This window comes from Leptospira biflexa serovar Patoc strain 'Patoc 1 (Paris)', from assembly GCF_000017685.1.
GTDB classification, from domain to species: domain Bacteria; phylum Spirochaetota; class Leptospiria; order Leptospirales; family Leptospiraceae; genus Leptospira_A; species Leptospira_A biflexa.
The window spans coordinates 3,058,869-3,084,489 of the sequence record NC_010602.1; the positions used below are offsets into that span (position 1 = coordinate 3,058,869).

The window sequence follows — 25,621 nt, forward strand, 5'->3', positions numbered from 1 at the left end:
AAGTTAATCTAGATCACCTACATTTTTTCCAAGTGCTTCGTTAGATGGAAGTCCATGTCGAATGAAATCCACAATAAAGTATGTGATGCCAATCGTAAAGAGGGTCGCCGCAAGTAACATTCCGTAAAAATGGAAAATGATTTCTTTTTGTACGACAAGAAAGTCCATTCCCAATTTACGTTCGAGATATACCTGTGTGATCCCTGCCACAGCGAGTGCACCTGTCATCCCTAACATTCCAATGTTCGAAGCCCAAAATGCTAAATATCCAGACATTCCAGTAAACAATTTTCTTCCTGTCATGTTTGGCATGGCATATGAAATCACAGCTAACACTAACATAGCGTAGGCTCCCCAGAAGGCAAGGTGTCCGTGCATCGCGGTGACAAGAGTTCCATGTGTCCATTGGTTGACCGCAGGCCAAGTATGAGCAAAACCAAGAAAACCCGCTCCAATAAAAGACATCATGGCACTGCCAAGTGTCCAATAGAGTGCAATTTTGTTTGGATGGTCTTTTCCTTTTTTTCGGTACATATTGAGTGCCCAAATCGCCATTCCAAGGAAGGCAAGCGGTTCTAACGCGGAGAAAATCCCACCCACCATGAGCCAATACTTCGGTGTTCCGATCCAATAGTAATGGTGTCCCGTTCCCAAAATTCCAGAAAGGAAAGTGAGACCAACAACAACATACAACCATTTTTCAATGACTTCTCTATCCACTCCCGTGAGTTTGATGAGTAAAAATGCTAAGATACCACCCATGATGAGTTCCCAAACTCCTTCTACCCAAAGGTGAACGACCCACCAACGAAAGTAGGAATCGAGAGTTTGGTTGTCGAAGTAAATCATACCTGGGAGGTACAATAGAGCAGCACATAACAGACCAAAGAAGAGGACAAGTTGTGTTGTACTTCTTTTTTTGGCTTCCCAAATTGTCATAGCAATGTTAAAAAGAAAGGTTAGAACGTTGACTACTACAAGGTAATCAAGAGGTCTTGGAATTTCCAAAAACTTTCTTCCTTCCCACCAATTAAAATGGAAACCAACAATGGCAACAACACCTACAACAACCCAAGAAATGAGTTGGATATAAGCAAGTTTTACACTGTATAATTCCCTATCAGATTCTTCCGGGATGATGTAATACGCAGCACCCATAAATCCTGTTAATAACCAAACGACGAGTAAATTGGTATGTGTCGCACGTGCCGTGTTAAATGGAATGTAATCGTGTAATCCATCCATTCCGATACGAGCAAAACCCATGATAAAACCATAAACGATTTGTAACGATAAGAGTAACATACAAGTTGCAAAGAACCAATATGCGACCTTTTGTGATTGGAATCTCATTGTTTCTCCTTATTTTAATGCAGAAAGATAAGTGACGATGTCCTTTCTTTCTGTATCACTTAACGGCAACTTCGGCATATTTGTTCCCGGTTTGATTGCTTGTGGGTCGATTAACCATCGATTGAGGTAATCGGCATCAAACTTTGATCCCACATGGTCAAGTGCCGGTCCCACATTTCCACCTTTACCACCTACTGCATGACAGGCGACACAAAGTTGTGAAAACTTTTCTGGTTGTGCCACTTTGACAACGTTTGCAGTTGTTTGCGAAGGAACAGCTGTTGCGATCGAATCAACTGGGATATTCGGTTTTGGAGGCCAACCGTTTGCATCAATTTTTCCAACCCAATCCAAAAATGCGATGACTTGTCCTTTTTCTTCTTTGGTAAAATTGTATTTCACCATCTTTCGTTCTCCAGGGAACATGGCTTGCGGATCATCTAAGAACACATCGATCCAACTCACACCACGTCTTTCGACAACCTTTGTCAAATCAGGAGCGTAATATGCTCCTTCCCCAAGTAACGTATGGCATCCCATACAATTGTTTTTTTCCCAAATTTCTTTCCCTTTTAGCACATCTTCCGTTAAGTTTTGCGCATTGGTACGGGTATCGTTTTGTCGCACAGAATCTATTGTGAGGAACACAAAGATAGCACTGAACAAAAACGTTCCACCCAGAAAGAATGCCCTTGCTTGCGATTTTGAAAGCATCCTTACCTCCTTTTTTCCATTTTACAAATGTAAGTGGAGATTATACAATTTGCATTGATTCTAATCAACTCCTTATTCATTTTATTGTGTTATCTTAAAATTTAAGCGGAAACAATGATATAATTGAGACTTGGAATCATTATAATCAATTAGTGTATCGAAACACGAAGGTACGCTGGGCATTTTGAACGATTTCCCGAAAGGGAACTTCCAAGATGTGTGGAAGAAATTTGATTTCGTAAATTCGATGTGTGAAATGATATGATTTGAATTAACAAATTAAGTGATTCCATTGTTTTGAATTTTCGATTGTTTAAAATTTACTAAAAAGGAGTTCCAATGAACACAACCAACCAAAAAGAGGAAGATGCGATATGGTACCCACCAGGAGGAATTCTCATCTGGCTCATTGTATTTGTAGAAGTGATCACATTTTGTATGGGGATTGGTTCCTTGGTTTATGATAAAACCCAAAATCCATCGGGATTTTTATCCATGCAAAATCAATTGAACAGAAGTTTTGCGTTTTGGAATACCATCTTCCTTCTCACAAGTGGTTTTTTCCTAGCAATGAGTGTTTATGCCAAAGAAATTCAAAAAGAATCTATGTATCTCTATGGATTATTGTTTTCCATGTTTTTTGGCATGGGGTTCTTGCTACTTAAGCTTTTGGAATTTTACGATAAATGGACGTTAGGTTTTACTTTAGACGAAAGTGTTTTTTTTAGTTACTATTGGTTGTTAACAGGATTTCACTACTTACATGTGGCAGTTGGCCTTATCATCCTTTTCATTGTATTTTTGAATCGGAAGACCATCGAACTCGTGAATTTGGAAGCTGGTGCGATTTTTTGGCATATGTGTGATTTGATCTGGCTGATTTTGTATCCAGCTTTGTATTTGATCCAATAAGGAGGATTTATGTTACGAATTGTTTTGACTTATCTCATTTTACTTCTCATCGTTTATCTTTCGTTTTACGGACTTGGTTCCTTTGTACCAGGAAATTGGAACTTGATACTTATGAGTGCTCTCAAATTCCTATTCATTTCGTATGTGTTTATGAATTTAATGCGCGCCCATTTTTTTTGGAAATTGATTTTCTCAAGTTTAATCTTTGTGTATTCGTTTGGGATTTGGTATTTTACTTAAAAATGTTCCCAAACCGGGAATGGATGTGGTTTTTGGGCCAGGTTTCCTGGTCGATTTAAAATCACCACATCCATACCTGTGGCATTTGCAGCTTCCGCTTCCTCGACAATGTCCGTAAAAAAACGAATTTCACTTGGAGATACAGCAAGTGTACTTGCGATCCTTTCATAACTTGTTTTTTCCCTTTTTCCACCCACTGCTGTATCAAAGTACATAGTAAAATACTGCCGCAAATCACCTAACACAGAATATTGGTAAATCAAATGTTGTGCCTCAACGGAGCCTGAAGAGTAAACATGATTTTGGATTCCAGATTGAATTGCGTCATTTAAAAACTTGGGGACATCATCAAATACTGTACTTTTGATTTCACCCGATTCATATCCTTCTTTCCAAATTTTCCCTTGGATCTCTTTCAGCGGACCAAATTTACGATCTTTTTCAATCAGATATTCAAAATACACTGAAACCATGTCTTTTGAAAGAGTATTGGGAACTTCATTCACAATCAGGCCCGATGGTACATTTTTAATTCTGAATTTTTCTATGAATAAGGGATCGCCGGAAGAAGTATCCTTTTGGAATTCTGTTTGGACTTCTTTCCACTGAAGTTCCGTTAGTTGGTATTCTTTTAAAAAACGATGGATGTTTTTTGTAGCATAAGGGAAAAGGATTTGATGGACAAAGGCGATTGGTGCCGTTGTCCCTTCAATATCAAGTAAATTGTGTTTGATCTGCATTGAATCTATTGTGTTACCGTTGAATTATTTAGGACAAAAAGATAACCTAGGAAACATTCTGTTTCATCATCAAATGCATGTTTGCTTCATCTTTTTCATAATTGAACAATACCAAAAACCATGCTAGGGCACAGGGAATCCAAAAAAGAATGGAGATCGAAAGAGCAAGTCCACGATCAGGCGTGAGTCCAAGTATGACAGCTGACATGACAGGCCCAAGTCCTTTTCCTAAATCATCTGTTAGGTTGTAAATCGAAAAGATAGCACTTCTAGATTTTGGTTCATTCACATTGAGAAGTACTGCCCTTACATTCGGTCCAGTGACAGAAATCATAATCCCAGTGAAGATGTTGAGTGCAATAAAAAGCCCCATATAGGGAACAATGTCAAACGAATACAATAAGAGAACTGCAGGGAACACTCCAAAAAATGTTGTACCCATACACAGTAGTGGTTGGTACGTTTTTTTCATATTGTATAAAATTTGACCAATTACCCCACCAAAAAAAGTTCCTATAAAAATTCCAATAGCTGCAAAGGTAATCATTCCTGCTGAAACTTCTTTGGATAAGTGATAAGTATGTTCGTAATAATCGGCTAAATAAACAAAAAATACTCCCCAAGGAATACAACCAGGAAGGCCTTGTAAAAAAGCTCCGAGATTGGTTTTGTTATGAAATAACAATCGGAAGTCTTTGAGTGTGATTTTATGTGAAAGTTCATCCACTCCCACTTCTTCGGCACCACCACGTTTTGGTTCTTTACAAAATAATAAATACACAGCGGCAAAGAAAAAAGAAGGGGCAGACATATAAATAAATGATGCTCTCCAACCGTTGATCGGATCAGCGCCACCCAAAATCCCACCGAGTAACTGACCTACCCCAACACCAAGTCCCATTGCAAGTGACACATAACCAGTGGCAATCGCTCTAGATTGGCTTGAAAAATAATCTCCAATCAAACTAAAAAGAAGTGGAAAAATCCCACCAAGTCCAAAACCACATAGGGTTCTTAGGATCAAAAACTGATCATAAGTTTCCGCATACGCTGTCAAAAAACAAGGAATCTCGCCTAATAGTACTGTAGCGACAAGTAAATTTTTGCGAGAAAATGCTTGGGAAAGGTAACCCATTGAAAGGGATACAAATCCACCTAAAATAAAAAACAAAACAGGAATGATCCCACCAAACTTCCAATCCACTTCGTTTGGATCGGTGATACCTAAGGAAGCTCCAATATTTTTCATATTGGGTGCTATCAAGTTTTGATCGCCAAACAAAAAGAATGCCATCCCCATAATCATCCAAAAGGCTAATATCCCCCTCGGGCCATGGTTCACAAGTTCTGCAAGACCAAAAAACCGAAGGTAGGTGGTTTCTTGTTTTGATTTGTTTTGGTTCATAAATTGTTTTTCCTTTCTGTTTGTTTGCGATAGACAAAAATAAAAGAAAGTGTGAATAAAAGTCCTAAAAATCCAATCACAGCAAATAAAGATAAATCCCAACTCGTTAAAATCGATCCATTCCAAATCTCAGGATTCGGAGAATTTGCCATAGAAGGAAGGGCCTTTCCACCTCTAAAGCGAAACTCCACCACTGTTCCAAATTCAAGTGCATTCAAAACATAAGCACTGAGACCTTTGGGAACATCTTTGTCCAATTTCACCACGGGAGTTTTTTCATTTGTGATCACTTCCATATCTTGTGGTTTGACAAAAATAGGATATTTACCATTCTCAGACTCAATTAACATTCGTTCGCTGAACGAATGTTGTGAATTCGGAATCAAATACGAAACTTGTAATTCAGAACTTCCTGGTAAAATGGCACGGTCAAGGATCTTGCCGCCATTTGGCCCTTCAGGCACACCCAGAGGGATTGCCATTTTACTCCCTGGTTGTTGGAGTTGTGCCATGATTTCTGTGGCTTCCTTTGCTACCGAATATTCTAAAGCTCCACCAGATTTGGAATCATAGGATTTGGGAGGATTACTTGCATTATCAATGAGGAATAATTTAAAAACACGAAGTCCCTTTTTCTCCCGCATAACTTGCATTAAGCTCTTGATAGAAACTTGTTTGCGATTGGCCCCAGTGTCATAGACAGTTATTTCTTGCGGAGAAGTACGAAACATTGTTGTTGGCGGGATCATTTTATTATAATTTACGCCTTGGTATTGGACTTGTAAAAGAATGGGAGCACCCTCTGGTAAATCCATTTCGGGAAACCGAAATTTCCCCGATTGAGGGCCAATTTCCGATAAGGGCACCATCGCACCTTGTAAGGCCATCATCCGAATCGAGTCCGCTTTTCCTATACCTCTAGTTGTACCGTTTTGAATGGTTCCAAAGATGGATATTTTTTCCGCATAACTTGCGCTTGAGAGGAGAAGGACAAAAAAAATGAGAAAACAATTGTGACGAAACATTTTGATACTTTTTCTCGTTCTCTCGGTTCCAATCCAAGTGAAAAAACGAAAGTTTTTAAAAATTTAGAGGCGACAAGAGAGGTACTGGACATAATGCTTAAGTTAGGAAAGGAAAACCTGGCTACATGAAGCAATTGAGCGAAATCGTTCACAATTCCTCAAAAGACGAGAGAGATATACTACTCGAATACCAGAATATCGATGTTTCTAAGTTGGAAACCTTAAACGTTCTGGGAATTCCAATAGACAATGTCACAACTGATGAAGCCATTGCCAAACTCTTCCGCGTGCTTGAGAAAAAAGAAGGCATGCACCACGTACTGTTTTTAGATCCGATCAAACTCATGAGGATGCGCCCGAAAAAAGCCCTCCACCGCATTGCGGAAAAAGCAGGTACCATTTTAGTGGAAGGTGCCGGGATCGGGTGGATGACAAAGGGACGATTGAAGGAACGAGTGACCCCAATCGCTGTGATGATGGACCTCATCCGCCTTGCAGAACTCAAAGAATTTACGGCATTTATTTTTGGTGCCAAAGACGAAATCGTAGAACGAATTTATTTTAACCTCACAAGGCATTTTCCAAAGGTTCGCATTGTGGGAAGGCATGCTGGCCATCTTGATAGACAACGTGAAATGCGAGTCAAAGAAGCCATCCGTAAAACAGGACCCGATATCATCTTCCTTGCCATGGACTTCCCTGAACAAGAAATTTGGATCGAAAATAACACTGGTTACTTTGGCAAAGCAGTTGTCATCGGTGTCGGCGGCGCCTTAGATATGTTATCTGGTGCTGACAAAAAAGCGCCTGAATGGTTCAAAGAAAGAGGTCTTATCTGGTTATGGCGAATCATCGCAAGACCTTATCGTATCCGAAGGATGGGGGAAACTTTTTACTTCATCCTACTCGGAATCCGCGAACGATTCCGCAAACATTAAACTCTATTTTTTAATCTGATCCAAACGATCGAGGGTTGGTGCGAGCCAATCTTCGAGTAGTGGTTCTCTATCAAGTTTTGCACGTGCAAACACCAAATCTTTGTTAGAGTTTGCAATTTCACTCACAGAACCTATTTTACGAGCAGTTTCCATCGCCTTCCAATAGTATTTGAGTGCATTGATGGTATCTTGTTTTTTCTCATACACAGCACCAATATTATTATAAAGAGCCGTAAGAGTTTCGTACACTTCTCTGTGATCAGAATTTTCCGTATCAATTCGTCCAAGGCTTTGTTCTTTCAGTTCAAAATCATCTTTTAACTTGAGATAGTTGCCAAGTGCCGCATTGTATTGTCTTGTATAATAAAATGCATTTCCTTTCCCAAATAATAAGGTAGGATTGTTATAAATATCTTCTTCTGGTAATTCTGCCCAAAAATCCAAACTTTGCGCAAAATCTCCGTGGTTATAATCAATCCAACCTAAATAATAATAACATTCTCTTACGATCTTTGGATCTTTTGTGATGTCCCGATCAAGAGCCGAAAGGAAGGATTCACGTGCCATAAAAAGACCATTCCGTCTCTCTTTTTCTTCGTAAGAAAGGGTTCCAATACTTCTTTCTGGATATACTTTTTTACCAGGAAACTCTCGTATATTGTCTGTTTTGTTGATGCCAGCTGCTTCCAAAAATTGGATTTTACCTAAGTTAAATGAAATCCTTCCAGGACTACCTTCGAGTAAGGTTTCATCCTCATCTCTTTCTCCTAAACGATCACGATAATTTTGGTAACGATCATCCGATTCTCTGAGAAGTTTTACTGCTTCATCATAGTTTTCTGTTTGGATGTAATACTCAGCCATCAGTAAAACTGCTAAGTAATGACGGATGTCGTAAGTTGAGGCAAGTTCCAGTTGTTTTAAAGCACGAGCGGCTTCTTCTTTTTTAAAATAAAATCGTGCCCTTTGGTAATACCCTTCCGCAAATTTGGATCCACCATCTTTGCCATAAGCAATATTGAGTAAATATTCTACGTTATCATCAATTTCCATACCCGTCACTTGGTCTTCAGGATTGATGTTGTATTTGATACGAACTTCTTCCGAATCCAAATCAATGTAGAAGGAAGCAAGTTTAGCCAAAACAAAAAGAGAAAGTTCATCCTCAATGTTTAACGCGTTACGAACCTGTCTATGATGATTGAGCACATATTGTGGATTTTTATCACGTTTCCACATTTCGATATAAGTTGATAATATCCCACCATGCCCAATTGGGTTTTTAGGGTATTTTTCAATGATATCGTTATAGTATTTAACTGCTGTTCCAAACTCTTGTTTATTGTAAAAGATTTTCGCAATGCCTGCGATGGCATCTACGTTGTCAGGATCACCACCATCAGTAAACACTCGTTTGAAGTATTCGATGGCCAAATGATCGTTTTTGTATTTTTTACGATTACTACCTGGTGGGACTTCGATAAAATCTTTTCGATGAAAGGAATGAAAGTTTCCAAGTGCAATATAAGTATCGATGTCGTGAACATTGTATTTGAGTCGAGATGCGATATAAGCACCTGCCTTCAATACCTTTCGCGGAACTTTATCTTGTGAAGTTAAATAAAATGCTAGTTCTGGAAGTGGCCTGCGGCCTGCAGTTTCAATCCCTGCATCATTCCATTCCGTTTTTTTCGCAAAACTGATGTTTGGTACTTCTTTGCGGTTTTCCCACGCTCTTTTGTGTTCTTTGTCTTCTGGTTCAGAACCAAAATCAGGTTCTACTTTTCCAAAACATTTTTCAAAAGCACGCTCATAGAGTCCTGCTTTGGTATATGCATTACAATATTTGTTCAAAAACTCTAAGTTATGTGGAAAAATTTCTTCCCCTTTGATGAAGTAATTCTCTGCATCAGCGAGTAATTTTTTCTTTTCTAATGCATCGGTTTCATAACTAAATTCTTCAATTTTTTCAAGACCCAGTGCGTATTGGGCTTTGGCACGATAAGGAACAATTACATACTTCCATAAAGTAACCAAACCAAAGACTAAAAAGATAGCGGCAGCAGATGACAGAATGGTTCGTCTAACAAGTTCACGTTTTCGAGCAGCACCTTCTTTGGTGTAGGCATCTTTACTGGCAATGATGGGTACACCATCAGCCGCAAATTTTCCGCTCGTATCACTTAATTCAACACGTTCGCCGAGTAACCCACTTAAGTAACTGGCAATGTCTTCCGGTTTTTGTTGGGCCTTAATCAGTTCGATGATTTCTTTTTGGTTTCGAACTGGAATCCTTTGGTTCACAATCGTATCGATGATTGTCCGTCGAAGTTTTGGCGGGTATCGAAGTAATTCGGATTGGATGACTGCAAGTTCTTCATCCGTTAAATTGGCTTCCAGTGATTCTTCTGGTTCTTCCTCTTTGCCAAGAGACATGAGGTCTTCTTCAAATCCACCAGGCCCCTCATCATTTCCACCGAAGTCATCCATGGAGGAAACAGGCATATCATCAATGGAAGGTGCTAAATCATCGAAGGAAGGTGCTGCAAGATCATCATCAAGGCTTGGTGGTTCCATTCCGACACCGAGGTCACCGAATGGATCATCAAACCCTCCACCGATATCGGCAGGTTCGCTTTCTTTTGCCGCGGGAGTGGAATCGATATTGGCAAAGGGATCGTCACCAAATCCAGAATCTGTTCCTGAATCAGTTGGAGTGGAACCCATATCAGCAAATGGATCATCACCAAACGAAGCCCCTACATCGGAATCGGTAGGAGTGGAACCCATATCGGCAAATGGATCGTCCCCTTGTGGTGAATCAGTTCCAGATCCAAAATCAAAATCATCAGTCGCTACTTGGGGTTCGTCTGAACCTGAATCAAAACCAGCAAATAAATCTTCATCGGTGGTTTTGGGAGTGGTGTCGTCATCGCCCCCTAAATTGGCAAAAGGATCGTCTCCAATTTCAGGTGCTTTCGTTTCTTCCACCGGTGCTTCATCAATGGCATCTAAATTGGCAAAAGGGTCATCTGTGGTGTTTGTCTCTTCGTTCGGCGAATCAAAGTTCGCAAAGGGATCTGCTTCGTCGGTAGCCGGAGCCGAAGAGAACGGATCTTCCTCTCCTGCCATGTCTGTGTCCGGCGCATCCATCCCCAAATCGTCAAAATCGGATGCTTGTGGAGTGGGCGTTTCCTGGGATTTTGGGCTATCTTCACCCAAAAGTTCATCTAAATCGATGCCATCGTCTTCTTCTGGTTGGTTACTGGAAAGTTTGGGAGGACCAAAATCGTCCTCGTCCTCGAGACCACCAAAGGGATCCGCATCGCCTCCCTCGTCTGTGTCGGGAGTACCAAAATCATCTGGTAAGTCTGCCGTTTCGTCGTCCGTGGCCTCTGGTTCTTCAGTTCCCGAAAACGGGTTTGTGTAACCTAATTTCTCACGTAAAACCTTCGCCATCGGATTGAGCTCTTCCGAGGACATAGGATTTTTATTGAGAGCCGAAAACATCGTCTCGATTTGTGTGATTTCTTCCGGACTCAATTTGTCTATCGGCTCAGCCATGCGAGGGTCTATTCCTAATGAATTATCGGCCCCTTCTTAAAATGACAGAATATTTTTTTTATTATGTCAGATCGTTCCTTCAGAAAAAAACCTTTCACTCTCTTTTTTCAATCCTGCCGAAAATAAAGACAAAGGACTTTAGAGACGACTGCACTATGTTGAAATCCAAATTCATCCGAATCGCCCTCATTTTACTCTTTTTCACTGGAATTGGAATTTTCGCCGACGAAGGGATGGATTGGATTGGTAGTTTTTCCTCCGGGGAACTTGAAATGTCGGACGAAACCGAAGACCAGGACACGGTCTATTACCTCTGGCAATTGGAAAGTTTGAAAAAAAACATTGCCCCACGTTACATTCGTTATCTTGATGTCGAGTCCTATGTGTCCAGTGGGAACCTTTTGCACCGAGGGATTCTATTTACCTACAATGGCCTACGAGATGAATCGGTTGAAATTTGTGGGAGTTTCAATCAGTGGGAATGTTCTGAAATGAAACGGAACCAATACGGGATCTATTATACGGTCATTGAACCTACCCAAATCAAAGAAAACTACGAAGACGATCCAGTGTATGAATACAAATTCCGTGTGAATGGGCTTCTTACCTATGATCCAGAAAACTTTGATAAGGTGGAAGATGGATCCGGGTCTTATTATTCTCGTTTTGTCTTGGATTCCAAAGACACAGAGCGACAAACGAAAACTATGGTCTTAGAAGATTCTCCAAATGAAGAAAGAGACCTTCGTACAGTCAAATTCCAAATTTATTTACCGAATGCGGAAGTCGTACGAGTGGTTGGCAATTTTAATGATTGGAACCCGGAACATGATTTTTTGAAAAAAGACAGGAAGGGAGTATTCACTCTAGAGAAAAAACTACTCCCTGGGGAATACCATTACCAATTCATCGTAGATGGGGAAACCGTGTTAGATACTTATAATCCAACCACAAACATCAAAGTAGATACCAATGAATCGGTTTCTTCGCTTCTTGTTCCAGAACGTAACTACGCCTTAGAACGAAAGATGTAACACTGAATTGAAAGAAGATGTCACAGAACACCTAACCATCTAAAGTTATTGTTCTAAAGTTGCAGTCATGGAACCTTTCGAAGAACTCATCCGAGGGTCTGGTCCATAATTCAAAATTCGTTCGTGGATGAATTCGGCGTGTTCTAATTCCCCGGAAAAGACGATGGTTTTTTTACGAGTGTCCACCTCAACGGCATGTTGGAAGGCTTTTTCCCAGGTCATCTGGCAAACATCCATCAGCATCTCGATCACGTATTCGTACGTGTGATGGTCATCATCCCACAACACAACCTTCCAAGGGCCGTCATGTTTCGTGGGTTTGATTTCTGTTTCTTCTAGAATCGAAGGTTGGGTAGCTCCGGAACCGGTCATCACCGAAGCCCTAAACCTATTTTTTCTTTTTGGAAATCGCAAGTTCCGCGTGAGTCACAACATCCTTTGCGCGGAGACCAAAATAATCAAGGAGCCCACTCCATGTTCCTGATTTTCCAAAAGTATCCTTCATCCCTACTTTGATGACTGGTACGGGATATTCTTCCGATAAAAGTTCAGAGACTGCAGAACCAAGGCCACCGATGACATTGTGTTCTTCGCAAGTCACAATCGCACCACACTCTTTCGCTTTGGCAACGATGGCTTCTTTGTCCAAAGGTTTGATGGTTGCCATATTGAGTAAGCTTGCATGAATTCCTTTTTCTTTGAGAAGTCCAACGGCAATCATTGCTTCGTTGACCATCACTCCATTGGCGATGATACAAACATCCTTTCCTTCCGAGATCACTTCTGCCTTTCCGATTTGGAATTTGTAGTTTTCTCGTTCGATGACAGGAATGGCAGGTCGACCCACTCTCACATACACAGGGCCTTTGTAATCGGCAATGGCATGGATCACTTGTTTGGTTTCATTAAAATCAGAAGGACAGATGACGGTCATCTCAGGGATCACACGCATGATAGCAAAGTCTTCGATACATTGGTGGGAGGCACCGTCTTCTCCCACAGTGATCCCACCATGAGAAGCCACTAATTTCACGTTTAACTTTGGGTAAACGACACTATTACGGACAACTTCCCAAGCGCGACCAGATAAAAACATAGCAAAACTAGATGCAAAAGGAACAAATCCAGAGAGCGCAAGGCCCGCCGCATGACCAACTAAGTTTTGTTCAGCGACCCCTACATTAAAAAACCTTTCTGGATACTTTTTTTTGAAGTCAGCAGTTTTAGTGGAACCAGAAAGGTCCGCATCTAAAACCACCACATCTTGTCTAGATGCACCTAACTCAACTAAGGCTTCGCCATATGCATCTCTTGTTGCTTTTTTGTCCGCTGTGGATTGGCTAGGTGCTCCCATAATTATCCTTTTTTCAAAGCGTCTGCTTTGTCAGTTTTTTCCCAAGTGAATGTACTTCCTGTTCTTCCGAAGTGACCATATGCTGCTGTTTCTTGGTAAGTTCTTCCCTTTCCAAGAAGATCTAAACCTTCTACGATCCCTTTTGGAGTGAGTTTGAAGTTGGCAAGAACTCGTTTTGCAATTTCTTCATCAGAAATGGTTCCTGTTCCAAAAGTATCCACAAGAACGGATACAGGCTGTGCCACACCAATAGCGTATGCCAACTGGACTTCACATTTATGTGCAAGACCTGCTGCGACTACGTTTTTTGCAATGTAACGGCCCATGTAAGCAGCGGAACGGTCTACTTTTGATGGATCCTTTCCAGAGAAAGCCCCACCACCATGACGACCCATTCCACCGTATGTATCCACAATGATCTTACGACCTGTGAGACCAGTATCACCATGTGGACCACCAATTTCAAACTTACCAGTTGGGTTGATGAAATAACGAGTGTTCACAAGAAGTTCTTTTGGTATCATTTTTTTGATACATTCTTCAATGACTGCTTCTTCGATTTGTTTATGAGTGACACCAGGTTTGTGTTGGGTAGAAATCACCACTGTATCCACACGTTTTGGTTTTCCATCTTCGTACTGGATGGTGACTTGTGATTTTGCATCAGGTCGAAGCCAATCAATTTTGTTTGTGTGACGAAGTTCTGCTAAATGCTCTAAAAGTTTATGTGAGTAATAGAGTGGAGCCGGCATGAGTTCAGGGGTTTCTGCAATCGCAAAACCAAACATCAAACCTTGGTCGCCAGCACCTTGTTCTGTGTGGAGGCCTTCCCCTTCATTCACCCCTTGGGCGATATCAGGTGACTGCGCATGCACGTGAGAGGCAACCACAGCAAAGTCTGCATCAAAGTACATATTGATGTCGTTGTATCCAATTTTACGAATCACATCACGGGCGATTTCTTGTGTGTCAACTTTTCCTTTGCTTGTAATCTCACCAGCAATGACGACTAAGTTTGTGGTCACGAGGGTTTCACAAGCAACACGGGATTTTGGATCTTGCGCTAAATACGCATCGAGAATGGCATCAGAAATTTGGTCACAGACTTTGTCTGGGTGTCCTTCAGATACGGACTCAGAAGTGAAGATATAGTTTTTTAGAGAGGACATATTTTTTACCTTACTTGGTTAAAGTTTCGTTTTTAGGTGGTACGTCAATAGAATTGTCAGGAAAGAGTCCACGCACATAGCTCTCGAGGGAGTCCGCATTCGCCTGCATTTCCGTTTCTAATTTTTTTGCATATTCGTCAATTTGGCTCTCCGTGAGACCTTTGGGAACATGGAAGGGTTTCCCATATTGAATGAAAAGCCTTGCCCCAAATTTTGGGAAAAAATGGCGGTCCCAACTTTTGAAAACATAGGCCCTGTCATAAGAGGAATGGAGGTACAAAATCGGAAAACCGGTGAGAGAAGCGGTCACGATGACGCCAGGTTTCACTTCCTTTCTTGGTCCTTTTGGACCATCCACGGTAAAGATGGGAACGGCACCTTGTTTCATCTCTTTTAAGATATTTCGAAAGGCACCAGTTCCACCTCTTGTGGAAGAACCTCGCACGGAACGAAGCCCTGAGCGAGCAAAGGTTTGGTGGATGATCTCTCCATCTTTGGATTGTGAAACGAGTGCCACCATGTCCGCTTTTTTCTTTGATTTTAAGTACTGTGTGGCATGGCGGTATAAGGACAAAGTTGTCTCATGGAAAACTGCGATGATGTAATTCCTTCCCTGTTCAATTACCTTTGCTGATTCCTCTGGAATCATAAACTTTTGGTTGCGGACAAATAAATACCAAACTCTCACAATGAAGTGAACCACAAAACTTAAGATGATGTATTTGGTTTTAGAATAGGGTTTTTGTTTATTATCGGGAATCAAAAAGAATGGTCCTTGCCGATCTCCCAAAGGACATCGTTTTCATAAATTTTTACAACGGGTAACGATCCATCTGCAGGTTGGTCCTTTAACAAAGAATGGATCATTGCTTTGGCAACATAAGCGGCTTGGATGGGTTTGTATTTTTGTAATCCCAAAATTCCAAAAGGAATGAAGTTCCCCATCACTTCCCCTATTTTTTCGCCAATACGAAATTCTTCTCTGTCTCCGATGAGTAAGGACGGCCGAAAAATTCCTAAAAATGGGAATTTCAGAGTTTTTAATTCCCATTCCAACTCGCCCTTCACTCGGTTATAAAAAATGGAAGAGTTGGGATCAGATCCCATAGCAGTGATGATATAAAAGCCTGGGATCTTTTTTTCTTTCGCTTGTCTTGCGGCAAGTAAAGGGTAATCAAAATCAATTTCACGAAATTTTTCCTGGCTACCTGCTTTGCCAATTGTTGTTCCCAAACAACAAAAGACAGCGTCAATCCCCTCTGGGACACTCACTTTGCCTGACTGGAAATCTTCCCAAGTGGCTCTGATCACTTCGATGGGAAGGTTTGGTTTGGCGGAGTTTTCAAAATGACGAGCCCAAACGATTACTTTTTTGATTTGTGGGTAGAACAGGAGAGAAAGTAACACTTGTTTGCCGACAAGCCCCGTTCCACCTAATAATAATATTTTCATTTGATCTCCAAACTTCTGGCGAGCATCGAATCTGTTAAATTGATTTTTTCTAAAAATTGAATCCCCGCAATATGGTAGATTACATTTTTGATTTTAGAATTTTGTGTCCACATGACGGTCCCTTCAAAGAACAAACGTTTTGTGCCTTTTGCCCAAACAATACTTCCCAAAACCTGGGATTCAATTTCATCGCTGAGTAAGTCGTCCTCACCCAAAAAACAAAGACCTTCTTCAGAAATATTTCCTAATTTGCCAAATAATGTGATCCCTTCGAGGTCCAAATGGACTTCGAACTCGGAAAAATCACCTGGGGAAATTCTAGGAAGCCTTCGCTCACTTTCCATAGCAACAAGTTACATGGAATCCTAGAATTGGAAACGAAAAAAGCAAATCAGAATTGAAAGTAGATGAAAGGAACAGAATTTTCTGGTGTAGCTAAATTTAAGACAAGAAATACAATCGGATACATGGCAAACTCCAAACTGGCAGGAATCTTTTTTCCTTTTCCCTTCTCAAAGAGGAAATAACCAACAATATGTCCGAGGATGAGAAAACCAATCACCCAAAGAAAATCCTTCCACATATAGGGCCTCAAATTCCCGTCCTGAAAAAGGAAAATCCCTTTTAAATGGATCCAAGCATTTTCCCAAGTGAGGGACCTGAAAAAAATGGCTCCTAAAAAGAAAATGGAATTGTTGAGTAGATTTTGAAACAACCAAATGGGAACTCGAAATAGATTCCAGAAGGGAGAGGATGGTTCATCTTTTTTATCTGGGAACCATTCTTTCCAGATTTCTTCTAAGACATAAAAAAATCCATTGAGTGAACCCCAAAACACAAAGGTCCATTGGGCTCCATGCCATACCCCACTCACAAACATGGTAAACCATAAATTGAATTTACGCCGTACAGAAGTTACACGACTTCCACCCATGGGAATGTAAATATAATCTCGTAACCAGGAATTGAGAGTCATGTGCCACCGACGCCAAAATCCCGAAACAGATGTCGCAAGGAAAGGAAGGTTAAAATTTGTGGGTAGTTTGTATCCAAGTAACATGGCACTTCCAATTGCCATATCCGAATACCCACTAAAATCCAAATACACTTGGATGCCACCGAGGGCGGCCGCTATCAGTAATGCGTAAGCATGGTGCCCGGCAGGATTGGCATAAATCGCATCGATTGTGGGAGCCACCATATCTGACAAAACTGCTTTTTTAAAGTAACCTAACATAAAAAAACGAATTGCAACTCGGAACTCAATGTCTTCCAATTTTTTGGGACTGTACAACTGAGGCATAAAGGTCCGTGCTGTAACAATAGGTCCTGCCACAAGCTGAGGGAAAAAACTCACAAACAATGCAAAACGGATAAAATCTTTTTCGGCAGGAATTTCCTTTCGATAGACATCAATAGTATACGACAAGGATTGGAAGGTAAAAAATGAAATCCCGGCAGGTAATATGATTTTTAAAACAGGTAAAAACTCACCATCAAACGCATATCCTGTGACTGTATTTACTTGAGTCACAATAAAATTATAATACTTAAAGAATCCTAAAATAAAAACTAAGTTTGTGATCAAACTAAAGAGTAATAGATAATAACGAATCCTTTCTCTCGTTTCCGTTGCTAGTTTGAGTCCAACATAAAAGTCAATTGCTGTTGAAAGCAAAATGAGAGCACCAAATCGATAATCCCAAGACATGTAGAAAAAATAACTACTGATGAGTAGGAAAACATGTAAAATACGAGTTTCTTTAGATTGGTTCGAAAAGATGGCTGGAAATAAATACCAAACGGTAAAAAATACAAAAAGAAAGAAGACAAAGTATTCAAAATCAGAAAAGATCAATGGTTTCGCCTTCTATTCAGACCAGAATCATCGAAAAAATGCCGCTGTCAATCATTTCGACTTGCAGAACCCAATCATTTCACTTATGATTGGTCACTAGTTTTCAACTAAAAAATGTAGAGGTAGAAAATGAAAAAAATATTTAAAACAGCTCTTGTCGGGTTATTGTCATTTGGTCTTCTTTCCAATTGTTTTGGAAAATTCGGTGCCATCAAAGCAGTGTATTCCTTTAATGCAGGAATTCAAATTGGATCAGGAAAACTTGCGAGTTTCTTTCGTTCCTTATTGATGATTTTCCCATTGTACATTGCCTATGGAATCGGAAGTTTTTTAGACATTCTGATTTTCAACTTAATTGAATTCTGGACTGACCGAAACCCAATCGCGATGGCAGAGTATGACTTTGATGGAAAACTTGTGAAAGAATACTCTGAAAATGGCCAGACCATCACTCTCACTTACACTGAATGGGGTAAGGTATTAAGAATGGATGCTCCCACTGCGAAAGGAATGGAGTCTGTTTATTTCTTAAAAGACAAACCAGAAAAAGCATACCGACTCATCAACGGAAAGTATGTTGAAATCCAACAAGTCAGTGGACCAATCCTCCCTCCAATGACTGCAAAACACATCTAAGACCTATATTGCCCCTAATTTTAGGGGCAATCCTTTGCCGATACTCTAATTATGAAACGTGCTCATTTAATCATATTCCTTTTGTTTTTTGTTTGGAAGTGCCAAACACCACAACAGGTCATGATTCCGACCTTTCCCACACAATCCGAACAAATCAATTTGAATCGTATCAAGATGATCACCAAACAAGAGGCAAATCCTGGGTTAGAATCCAATTCTAGAAAACCCCTCACCCAAGAACCAGGTGTGAATGTGGAGTATTCAGAAAACAAAATCCCTTTCATCCAACTCGATTTGTTTTTTGAGGACGCAGGCATTAGTATCATCGAAGAGATCATTGCCGGAACCATCATTGACCATCATATCGTTGTACTAAACCAAAAAGGAGAAATCATCGCAAAACAACCCGTCAACTTCCAAGCCTATGAAATTCTTGAAACAAAAACAGAAGTGATGCGGAACAAAGTGATCGTTGGCGAATCCAAAAAACCAGTAAAGGTAAACAGCACCACTCCCGAAACAAAAGTCACAAGAGAAGCCATTGAAAGACAATATTCTGATCGTGACACTGTCCCACAAGTATTAGAAATTTTTGATGGCAAAGTGCCATCGCCAGGTGAATACATTAGTATTTACTTAGAGTTAACATACGTTCACCCTTACTTAGAACCAAACTGTGAGTCCTATAACGGAAACTGCTTTGGCGCAAAACAAAAGTTCTTCGAAGATGTCACTTCGAGAAACCGAAGAGAATTGGATATCTTAAGAAATCGTTATGTAAATGGCGAAATTGCACAATTTCCTAATCTCACAAAAGAAGAACAATCCGAATTCAAAACCAATATCAAAGTCAAAATTGAAACAACCAATGGAATGTATGGTCCGAAACATTCCTTTACAAAATTCTTTTTTAGAGAATGGAATTTGGTTTCCTCGCCGCGTTTTTTTCGAATCCTTTCTGTTGGTAAAAGCACTAAACAAACAAATGTAGAAGAGGAAAAACGACCTGAGGAAGGAAAAGAAAATGCTCAAACGGAAAAAGATGACAACCATTCCATCTTTGATTCTCCCACTCATACCAAACATAAAAAAAGAACGATCACAACTCCCTAAATTCCAATACACGGGTGAAGGTGGAATGCCAACACCCGCAAAGCTTAAGCGACTTTTTCTTCTCGTTTCCTCATACTATCAAAACGAACGGTTGATGCAGTGACCTTTACCTTCGATTTATTTTCCCCATCAGGAGTTTTCCATCGATTTTGTTTTAGGTTGCCCATGACAGTCACTTTGCTTCCTTTTTTTAAGTACTCTACACAGTTTTCTCCTAATTTTTCCCATGCTTCCACTTCGAAGAAAGACACATCATCTTTCTCTTTGGAATCAGGGTTGTTTTGAGAGTGATTGACGGCAACTGTGAAGTGTGCGAGTGACTTCCCCCCAGCGATTGTTTTTTCTTCTGGATCAGATGTTAAGTTCCCATCCAAGATGATATACGATAGATTTTTCATTTGAGTATCCCTATACAGTTTTTGTGGCCACAGATAATGAGGTGGAAAACTTGAGGGATGGTAAAAAAAATTTGGTTACCACCCGTTTTTATAATTAGAAAAAAACTCTGATTTGGGATGGACAAGTGAGTCCGATTCTTATTGAATAAGGGTGTGCCACTTCCAGATTCGGAGATATTGCAGTTATTAACCTCGATTAGCCGAGAATTAGTATGCTTACATGAAACGGATGGAACTTACATTTATGTCAGTCCCAATTCCGATACCGTGATTGGATACCAACCGGAGGAATTGTTGGGAAAAAATCCTTATGATTTTTTTCATCCAGATGATCGACGATTGATTTTTGAAAGATCTCACCAACCCCTATTACATGGGGCAGAAAATATCAATCCCACATTTCGTTTTCTACATAAGAATGGATCTTATATTTGGTTACAGAGTGACAACCGGTTGACCACCCATCCCACAACAGGAAAACAATATTTACATACATCTTCTCGTGACATCTCGGAAAAAATAGAATCCGATGCAAACTTAGCTCTTTCGGAACGAAAGTTCAAAACATTATTCCGCGACTCACCAATTGGTCTTGTACTTTCCAGCAAACAGGGTTATATCGATGATGTGAACGAAGCCTTCGCAAAATTTTTAGGATATGAAACTTTTGAACTGCTAGGAAAACATTTTTCTGAGATCAGTTCACTTGGAGAACTCGAAGAAAATCTCCGTTACAGAGATTCTGTCCAAAAAGGAATGATCGATCATTATTCCATTGAAAAACAATATTTCCACAAAGCAGGGCATTTGGTATGGGCATACATCACAGTGACAGTGTTACGTGATGAGATGGGCCAACCCATATACTATTTGGCGCAAATCATCGATATTGACGAAAGGAAAAAAACGGAAAACCTACTTTTAGAAAATAATGAACACCTAAAGGCGACAAAAAATTCCCTTCTCATCCAAAACAAACAATTACAATCATACAACCAAATCATCTCTCATCATTTACGTGCTCCTGTCAGTAACCTAAGGAGTTTGGTAGACCTTTTAAAGGTCACAGATGCAGCCGAAGAAAAAATCGAACTCCAAAATCATTTGGACGAAGTGACTGAAGATTTAGAAACCATACTTTCTGAACTCATCACCACTTTAAAAATCCAAAGTTTGGAACATTACCATCCGGAATGGATTTCCATTAAAGATACATTTTCAAAAGTACAAAAATTGATGGAAGGGGAATTATTGGAAAAAAAGGTACAGATCGACCTCAATGTGACAGAAAAGGAAAAGGTCTTTGTTTCAAAGGATTATTTAGAAACCGTACTCTTACAACTCCTGAGCAATTCCCTACAATTTGCTGACCCTTCCCGAGTTTTGAGGATCGTGATTGAATCCTTTGCCATTGGCACAGAAACCATCATTTCTTTCTCCGACAACGGTTCTGGGATCGATTTATCTCGCTATGGTGACCAAATTTTTCAGTTAAAAAAGACTTTTCATCGTCATATGAGTGGCAAAGGCCTCGGCTTGTTTTTAATGAAATACACGATGGAATCATTGGGTGGAAGGATCGAAGTGAAATCGAAACCAGGTGAAGGAGCTACTTTTTTACTCTACTTCCCATTCGGGAGTACAAATCTATGAACCCCAGAATTTGTATCATTGATGATGATAAAATCTATCAATTCACTACGAAAAAGATCATCGCAAATGCAGGGATCACAGTAGAAGTACTGATTTTTTCTGACGCCGAGAATGCTCTTAGTTTTTTCCAAGAAGAATCGGATAACGTTTCCCAACTCCCTGATATTGTTTTTTTGGATATCAATATGCCGTTTATGGATGGATGGCAATTCCTGGAAGCGGTGGAACCACTCCTCTCTAAATTTCCCAAACCGATCCGAATTTATCTGGTCAGTTCTTCAGTGGATGATGCAGATACGGAACGAGCCGCAAAAATACCTTATGTCTCAGGTTATATTTTTAAACCATTCACCAAAGAAAAACTTTTGGATTCTTTGGCCCATCTACAATCTTAGCTTGTCAATACTTGAGTTCGAAGATAGAAATGGATGCACAAATGATGAATCAAATTTTGACTTGGATCGAAACAAATCCTATCTCCTCAACATGGATTGGGATCTTACTTTTTTTTGTGTTTGTTTTCCTTCGTGACATCACACAAAAAAAACATACCATTCAAAGAAACTTTCCCATCGTTGGAAGGCTACGTTATTTTTTAGAAATGATTGGCCCAGAACTCAGGCAGTACTGGGTTGCCAATGACAAAGAAGAAAGGCCATTTGACCGGACAGAAAGAAGTTGGATCTACGCAACAGCCAAAGGACAAAATAATAATTTTGGTTTTGGAACAACAGAAATCCAATACGAACCTGGATACCCCATCATCAAACACAAAGCCTTTCCTTATCCGGAATCAAAAGCATATATCCATAACAATGACCCAAGTTGTATCCCATGCCTCAAAGTAATTGGTCCAAATCGGAAATTTCCTTACCGTCCCTATTCCATTGTGAATATCTCTGCTATGTCTTTTGGATCACTTGGAAAAAATGCCGTACTCGCATTGAATCGAGGCGCAAGAGATTCCGGTTCTTACCATAACACTGGTGAGGGGGGGCTTAGTCATTATCATATGGAAGGTGCTGACATCGTTTGGCAAATTGGGACTGGCTATTTTGGTGCCAGAGACCATTCTGGAAAGTTTAACTTAGATCTGTTAAAAGAAAAAGTAGGAACAAATGCTTGTGTGAAAATGATCGAAATCAAATTATCACAAGGCGCCAAACCTGGTAAAGGTGGTATTTTACCTGCCAAAAAAGTAAACGCAGAAATTGCATCCATTCGCCATGTAGAAGAAGGCAAGGATTGTATCTCACCTAACTCCCATAGTGAATTTACCAATGTGAAAGAACTGGTTCAATTCATTGAAACCATTGCCAACGGAACAGGTTTGCCTGTTGGTATCAAAAGTGCGGTGGGAGAAATTGAATTTTGGCAAGAACTAGCAGATGAGATGAAACGCACCTCAAAAGGACCTGATTTTATCACCATCGATGGTGGGGAAGGTGGAACGGGGGCGGCACCTCTTACTTACGCAGACCATGTTTCCTTACCGTTTAAAATTGGATTCCAACGAGTGTACACTCTGTTCCAAAAAGAAGGATTATCGGAACAGATCGTTTGGATTGGATCAGGAAAATTGGGATTTCCCGACCGAGCCGTTGTTGCAATTGCCATGGGTTGTGACCTCATCAATATTGCCAGAGAAGCGATGTTATCCATCGGTTGTATCCAAGCACAAAAATGCCATACCGACCATTGCCCTGCAGGTGTTGCCACACAAAACTGGTGGTTACAGCGCGGAGTGGACCCAACCATCAAAGGGAAACGTGCCGCAAAGTACATCCAAGGATTCAGAAAAGAATTACTCAGCTTGGCACATTCTTGTGGGTATGAACACCCAGGCCAGTTCACAGGGCAAGACATCGAAATTAGTATGGGGATGAATCGTTACCAAACCCTTGAGGGACTACTCGGTTACAAACGTGATGAGGTAAAATTTACCAAACTCCAAGACTATACCGTGTTTCCAAAACGACAAGCTTAGATGAAAAAACTCATTTTATTCTCTTTACTATTCCTTGTTAGCTGCTTGTCTGAAGAAAGGAATACCATTAAAGAAGCAAAAAATGGGTTTATCAATTTAAATCAACACTCCTTCCAAACAGATCCATTTGTTGCCTTAATGGGTGATTGGAAATTTTATTGGAACACGGCTCCAACAAACATTCAGGAAACAAATTCGGATCGGATCCTAAACCTACCCAATCATTGGAATGGCTACCAAATGGAATATGGAAAGATCTCTGGATTTGGGCACGCTAGCTTTCGATTGCATATCCAATTGCCAGATGACTTACAGGAAACCATGGCTCTCACTGTCCATGAACAAGACACATCATATGCCATTTATATTGATGGAAAGTATTATGGAGGATCTGGAGTTCCTGCAAGCAACACCAATCAATTTGTTCCCATGGTTCGGTCGACCATCATTGTTTTACCGCAACAAAAAAACATAACCATTGATTTGTACGTAGCAAACTATGTGCATAGGAAAGGTGGTATTTGGAATGACATCGTACTTTCCACTTACACCAAAGCGGAAAGTCGCCTCACCAAACACAAAATGAATGAAACGATTCTTTGTTCCATTTTTGCATTCGTAGGAATTTTCTTTTTGGTGATGTATTTTTACAATCGTGATGGAAGACAAACTTTAGGGATCTTTTTATTTTCACTTGCTGTATTACTTAGAACCATTTCCACAGGGGAACGGATTGTCCTTGAATTTATAGACTTACCGTATTGGATTTTACTCCGGTTGGAATATTTATCGTGGTACTGGTCGGCTCCACTCCTCTACCATTATTTTTACACAATCTTTCCAAATGAATTTTCTAAAAAACTGGGAAATGTTTTTTATACGCTTTCGGCCATCCTTACGTTGGGACTGATTTTACCACCAGTGTATTTCACAGAAACAGCTTCCATTTATCCCATTGCCTTTGTGCTCAATGGATTATTTGTATTGTTTTATTTATTCCGTGCTTACCAAAAGAACCGAATGGAAGCAAAACCTCTGTTATTTGGCATAGGTCACATTTTGGTAGGTGCTACGAATGATGTATTGCATGCAGAAGCAATCATCCATACAACCTACATTGCGCCGTCTACGGTTGTGATTTTTGTTTTTTTACAAGTATTTACCTTCGGAAGGATTGTCCGTCAAAACATCATCAAAACTTTAGAATTTGCAGAAGAACAAAAACAATTTAGTTCATCCTTTAGCCGGTTTGTTCCCACTGAATTTTTATACCATTTAGGAAAGGATGACATTCGGCAAGTGGACCTAGGGGACCAAGTGCAAAAACGAATGACCGTTTTATTTGCAGACATTCGTTCCTTTACAGAATTTTCTGAAACCCTCACTCCTAAAGAAAATTTTGACTTTTTGAATAGTTACTTACAACGAGTAGGACCAATCATTCGACATAACAATGGTTTCATTGATAAATTCATTGGTGATGCGGTGATGGCACTCTTTCCGTATAATATCAATGATGCGGTAAAAGCAGCTGTAGAAATGCAAGAAGCCATTCGCCTATACAATCACCATCGTGCCAATTGTGGATACATTCCAATTGAAGTGGGCATTGGCATTCACACAGGGAATTTGACACTGGGAATTCTAGGTGAACACAAACGTATGGAAGGGACAGTGATTTCGGATGCGGTCAATTTAGCATCGAGAATTGAAGGAATCACCAAATTATTTTCTTCCAGGATTGTGATCAGTGCAGAAACCTTTATCGAATCTTCCGATACTTTGGGTTTTCATTACAGATTATTAGACCGAGTGAACATCAAAGGAAAAACAGAATCAGTATTTGTAGTCGAAGTGTTAGATGGTTATGAACCTGAAAAAGCGAATCGATTGATTTCCTGTCTTGATGATTACACTCTCTCTTTAGATGCTTACCGAAGAGAAGACTTTGAAGAAGCAAAACAAGGTTTTGCCTCACTTCTAGATAAAAATCCAGATGATTCCGTCTCACGACTGTTTTTCGAACGCTGCAAGGATGCACTCGAACGTTCAAAACTCGAGATTGGGACGAGCTAA

24 protein-coding genes are annotated in these 25,621 nt (G+C 40.2%); 10 read left to right on the forward strand and 14 right to left on the reverse strand.

All coding sequences use genetic code 11. From position 1 onward, the window contains the following. Positions 1-3: 3 nt before the first annotated feature. Positions 4-1,353: a cbb3-type cytochrome c oxidase subunit I gene (locus LEPBI_RS14480; RefSeq protein ID WP_012389880.1), complete on the reverse strand. Its 1,350-nt coding sequence runs from the start codon at positions 1,351-1,353 to the stop codon at positions 4-6. Between the two features lie 9 nt (positions 1,354-1,362). Further along, positions 1,363-2,067 carry a c-type cytochrome gene (locus LEPBI_RS14485; protein ID WP_012389881.1) on the reverse strand — a complete coding sequence of 235 codons (705 nt, stop codon included), beginning with the start codon at positions 2,065-2,067 and terminating at the stop codon, positions 1,363-1,365. Positions 2,068-2,406: 339 nt separating this feature from the next. Between LEPBI_RS14485 and LEPBI_RS14490 the strand changes: the two genes are divergently transcribed. Continuing rightward, positions 2,407-2,979, forward strand: a complete 573-nt coding sequence (locus LEPBI_RS14490; protein ID WP_012389884.1) for a cytochrome c oxidase subunit 3 — start codon at positions 2,407-2,409, stop codon at positions 2,977-2,979. Between the two features lie 9 nt (positions 2,980-2,988). After that, on the forward strand, positions 2,989-3,219 hold the full coding sequence (locus tag LEPBI_RS14495) for a hypothetical protein (protein WP_012389885.1): 231 nt from the start codon (positions 2,989-2,991) through the stop codon (positions 3,217-3,219). On the opposite strand, the gene mtnC is transcribed toward LEPBI_RS14495, so the two are convergent. The 3 genes from mtnC to LEPBI_RS14510 are packed head-to-tail and all read right to left on the reverse strand — an operon-like array spanning position 3,216 to position 6,389. After that, positions 3,216-3,959, reverse strand: a complete 744-nt coding sequence (gene mtnC, locus LEPBI_RS14500; protein WP_012389886.1) for an acireductone synthase — start codon at positions 3,957-3,959, stop codon at positions 3,216-3,218. The genes LEPBI_RS14495 and mtnC overlap by 4 nt on opposite strands. A 46-nt stretch (positions 3,960-4,005) precedes the next feature. Continuing rightward, the gene (locus LEPBI_RS14505; RefSeq protein WP_012389887.1) at positions 4,006-5,364 is read right to left on the reverse strand and encodes an MFS transporter; all 1,359 of its coding nucleotides are present in this window, start codon (positions 5,362-5,364) and stop codon (positions 4,006-4,008) included. Beyond that, the gene (locus LEPBI_RS14510; RefSeq protein WP_012389888.1) at positions 5,361-6,389 is read right to left on the reverse strand and encodes a hypothetical protein; all 1,029 of its coding nucleotides are present in this window, start codon (positions 6,387-6,389) and stop codon (positions 5,361-5,363) included. Before LEPBI_RS14510 ends, LEPBI_RS14505 begins: the two co-directional genes overlap by 4 nt. A gap of 125 nt (positions 6,390-6,514) precedes the next feature. Between LEPBI_RS14510 and LEPBI_RS14515 the strand changes: the two genes are divergently transcribed. After that, positions 6,515-7,327, forward strand: a complete 813-nt coding sequence (locus tag LEPBI_RS14515; protein WP_012389889.1) for a WecB/TagA/CpsF family glycosyltransferase — start codon at positions 6,515-6,517, stop codon at positions 7,325-7,327. 3 nt (positions 7,328-7,330) lie between these two features. Here LEPBI_RS14515 and LEPBI_RS14520 read toward each other — a convergent pair whose 3' ends face one another. Further along, a complete protein-coding gene (locus LEPBI_RS14520) occupies positions 7,331-10,891 on the reverse strand; it encodes a hypothetical protein (protein ID WP_012389890.1) in 3,561 nt (1,186 codons plus the stop codon). 155 nt (positions 10,892-11,046) lie between these two features. On the opposite strand from LEPBI_RS14520, the gene LEPBI_RS14525 reads away from it, so the two are divergent. Beyond that, complete coding sequence (locus LEPBI_RS14525; protein WP_041769898.1) at positions 11,047-11,925, forward strand: glycogen-binding domain-containing protein; 879 nt, start codon at positions 11,047-11,049, stop codon at positions 11,923-11,925. 45 nt (positions 11,926-11,970) lie between these two features. Here LEPBI_RS14525 and LEPBI_RS14530 read toward each other — a convergent pair whose 3' ends face one another. Genes LEPBI_RS14530 through LEPBI_RS14560 form a run of 7 tightly spaced genes read right to left on the reverse strand, consistent with a single transcriptional unit; the run spans position 11,971 to position 17,758 of the window. After that, positions 11,971-12,297, reverse strand: coding sequence for an ATP-dependent Clp protease adaptor ClpS (locus LEPBI_RS14530; RefSeq protein ID WP_012389892.1), 327 nt, complete (start codon positions 12,295-12,297; stop codon positions 11,971-11,973). Positions 12,298-12,313: 16 nt separating this feature from the next. After that, complete coding sequence (locus tag LEPBI_RS14535; RefSeq protein ID WP_012389893.1) at positions 12,314-13,279, reverse strand: transketolase family protein; 966 nt, start codon at positions 13,277-13,279, stop codon at positions 12,314-12,316. A gap of 2 nt (positions 13,280-13,281) precedes the next feature. Continuing rightward, positions 13,282-14,448 (reverse strand): methionine adenosyltransferase, encoded by a 1,167-nt coding sequence (gene metK, locus LEPBI_RS14540; RefSeq protein ID WP_012389894.1) that lies wholly within the window; start codon positions 14,446-14,448, stop codon positions 13,282-13,284. 10 nt (positions 14,449-14,458) lie between these two features. Then, positions 14,459-15,211 (reverse strand): lysophospholipid acyltransferase family protein, encoded by a 753-nt coding sequence (locus tag LEPBI_RS14545; RefSeq protein ID WP_012389895.1) that lies wholly within the window; start codon positions 15,209-15,211, stop codon positions 14,459-14,461. Then, the gene (locus LEPBI_RS14550) at positions 15,208-15,900 is read right to left on the reverse strand and encodes a Rossmann-fold NAD(P)-binding domain-containing protein (protein WP_012389896.1); all 693 of its coding nucleotides are present in this window, start codon (positions 15,898-15,900) and stop codon (positions 15,208-15,210) included. The genes LEPBI_RS14545 and LEPBI_RS14550 overlap by 4 nt, the downstream gene beginning before the upstream one ends. Then, on the reverse strand, positions 15,897-16,244 hold the full coding sequence (locus LEPBI_RS14555) for a PilZ domain-containing protein (RefSeq protein WP_012389897.1): 348 nt from the start codon (positions 16,242-16,244) through the stop codon (positions 15,897-15,899). The genes LEPBI_RS14550 and LEPBI_RS14555 overlap by 4 nt, the downstream gene beginning before the upstream one ends. Before the next feature lie 47 nt (positions 16,245-16,291). After that, a complete protein-coding gene (locus LEPBI_RS14560) occupies positions 16,292-17,758 on the reverse strand; it encodes an MBOAT family O-acyltransferase (protein WP_012389898.1) in 1,467 nt (488 codons plus the stop codon). Positions 17,759-17,887: 129 nt separating this feature from the next. Between LEPBI_RS14560 and LEPBI_RS14565 the strand changes: the two genes are divergently transcribed. After that, positions 17,888-18,394 (forward strand): DUF3332 family protein, encoded by a 507-nt coding sequence (locus tag LEPBI_RS14565; RefSeq protein WP_012389899.1) that lies wholly within the window; start codon positions 17,888-17,890, stop codon positions 18,392-18,394. A gap of 51 nt (positions 18,395-18,445) precedes the next feature. Then, positions 18,446-19,507, forward strand: a complete 1,062-nt coding sequence (locus LEPBI_RS14570; protein WP_012389900.1) for a hypothetical protein — start codon at positions 18,446-18,448, stop codon at positions 19,505-19,507. A gap of 44 nt (positions 19,508-19,551) precedes the next feature. On the opposite strand, the gene LEPBI_RS14575 is transcribed toward LEPBI_RS14570, so the two are convergent. Then, positions 19,552-19,905 carry a single-stranded DNA-binding protein gene (locus LEPBI_RS14575; RefSeq protein WP_012389901.1) on the reverse strand — a complete coding sequence of 118 codons (354 nt, stop codon included), beginning with the start codon at positions 19,903-19,905 and terminating at the stop codon, positions 19,552-19,554. A gap of 153 nt (positions 19,906-20,058) precedes the next feature. Here LEPBI_RS14575 and LEPBI_RS14580 point away from each other — a divergent pair, with 153 nt between their 5' ends. The 4 genes from LEPBI_RS14580 to LEPBI_RS14595 are packed head-to-tail and all read left to right on the forward strand — an operon-like array spanning position 20,059 to position 25,621. Beyond that, on the forward strand, positions 20,059-21,558 hold the full coding sequence (locus LEPBI_RS14580; RefSeq protein WP_012389902.1) for a sensor histidine kinase: 1,500 nt from the start codon (positions 20,059-20,061) through the stop codon (positions 21,556-21,558). Then, positions 21,555-21,953 (forward strand): response regulator, encoded by a 399-nt coding sequence (locus LEPBI_RS14585; RefSeq protein WP_012389903.1) that lies wholly within the window; start codon positions 21,555-21,557, stop codon positions 21,951-21,953. Before LEPBI_RS14580 ends, LEPBI_RS14585 begins: the two co-directional genes overlap by 4 nt. A 41-nt stretch (positions 21,954-21,994) precedes the next feature. Next, positions 21,995-23,545 (forward strand): FMN-binding glutamate synthase family protein, encoded by a 1,551-nt coding sequence (locus tag LEPBI_RS14590; protein WP_226992801.1) that lies wholly within the window; start codon positions 21,995-21,997, stop codon positions 23,543-23,545. After that, a complete protein-coding gene (locus tag LEPBI_RS14595) occupies positions 23,546-25,621 on the forward strand; it encodes an adenylate/guanylate cyclase domain-containing protein (RefSeq protein ID WP_012389905.1) in 2,076 nt (691 codons plus the stop codon).

Coding starts and splice junctions, on each gene's coding strand:
- LEPBI_RS14530 (WP_012389892.1), bottom strand. CDS start 12,297: ATGACCGGTTCCGGAGCTACCCAACCTTCGATTCTAGAAGAAACAGAA.
- LEPBI_RS14575 (WP_012389901.1), bottom strand. CDS start 19,905: ATGAAAAATCTATCGTATATCATCTTGGATGGGAACTTAACATCTGAT.
- LEPBI_RS14550 (WP_012389896.1), bottom strand. CDS start 15,900: ATGAAAATATTATTATTAGGTGGAACGGGGCTTGTCGGCAAACAAGTG.
- LEPBI_RS14585 (WP_012389903.1), top strand. CDS start 21,555: ATGAACCCCAGAATTTGTATCATTGATGATGATAAAATCTATCAATTC.
- LEPBI_RS14535 (WP_012389893.1), bottom strand. CDS start 13,279: ATGGGAGCACCTAGCCAATCCACAGCGGACAAAAAAGCAACAAGAGAT.
- LEPBI_RS14595 (WP_012389905.1), top strand. CDS start 23,546: ATGAAAAAACTCATTTTATTCTCTTTACTATTCCTTGTTAGCTGCTTG.
- LEPBI_RS14510 (WP_012389888.1), bottom strand. CDS start 6,389: ATGTTTCGTCACAATTGTTTTCTCATTTTTTTTGTCCTTCTCCTCTCA.
- LEPBI_RS14485 (WP_012389881.1), bottom strand. CDS start 2,067: ATGCTTTCAAAATCGCAAGCAAGGGCATTCTTTCTGGGTGGAACGTTT.
- LEPBI_RS14515 (WP_012389889.1), top strand. CDS start 6,515: ATGAAGCAATTGAGCGAAATCGTTCACAATTCCTCAAAAGACGAGAGA.
- LEPBI_RS14555 (WP_012389897.1), bottom strand. CDS start 16,244: ATGGAAAGTGAGCGAAGGCTTCCTAGAATTTCCCCAGGTGATTTTTCC.
- LEPBI_RS14525 (WP_041769898.1), top strand. CDS start 11,047: ATGTTGAAATCCAAATTCATCCGAATCGCCCTCATTTTACTCTTTTTC.
- LEPBI_RS14480 (WP_012389880.1), bottom strand. CDS start 1,353: ATGAGATTCCAATCACAAAAGGTCGCATATTGGTTCTTTGCAACTTGT.
- LEPBI_RS14495 (WP_012389885.1), top strand. CDS start 2,989: ATGTTACGAATTGTTTTGACTTATCTCATTTTACTTCTCATCGTTTAT.
- LEPBI_RS14520 (WP_012389890.1), bottom strand. CDS start 10,891: ATGGCTGAGCCGATAGACAAATTGAGTCCGGAAGAAATCACACAAATC.
- metK (WP_012389894.1), bottom strand. CDS start 14,448: ATGTCCTCTCTAAAAAACTATATCTTCACTTCTGAGTCCGTATCTGAA.
- LEPBI_RS14570 (WP_012389900.1), top strand. CDS start 18,446: ATGAAACGTGCTCATTTAATCATATTCCTTTTGTTTTTTGTTTGGAAG.
- LEPBI_RS14505 (WP_012389887.1), bottom strand. CDS start 5,364: ATGAACCAAAACAAATCAAAACAAGAAACCACCTACCTTCGGTTTTTT.
- mtnC (WP_012389886.1), bottom strand. CDS start 3,959: ATGCAGATCAAACACAATTTACTTGATATTGAAGGGACAACGGCACCA.
- LEPBI_RS14565 (WP_012389899.1), top strand. CDS start 17,888: ATGAAAAAAATATTTAAAACAGCTCTTGTCGGGTTATTGTCATTTGGT.
- LEPBI_RS14490 (WP_012389884.1), top strand. CDS start 2,407: ATGAACACAACCAACCAAAAAGAGGAAGATGCGATATGGTACCCACCA.
- LEPBI_RS14590 (WP_226992801.1), top strand. CDS start 21,995: ATGATGAATCAAATTTTGACTTGGATCGAAACAAATCCTATCTCCTCA.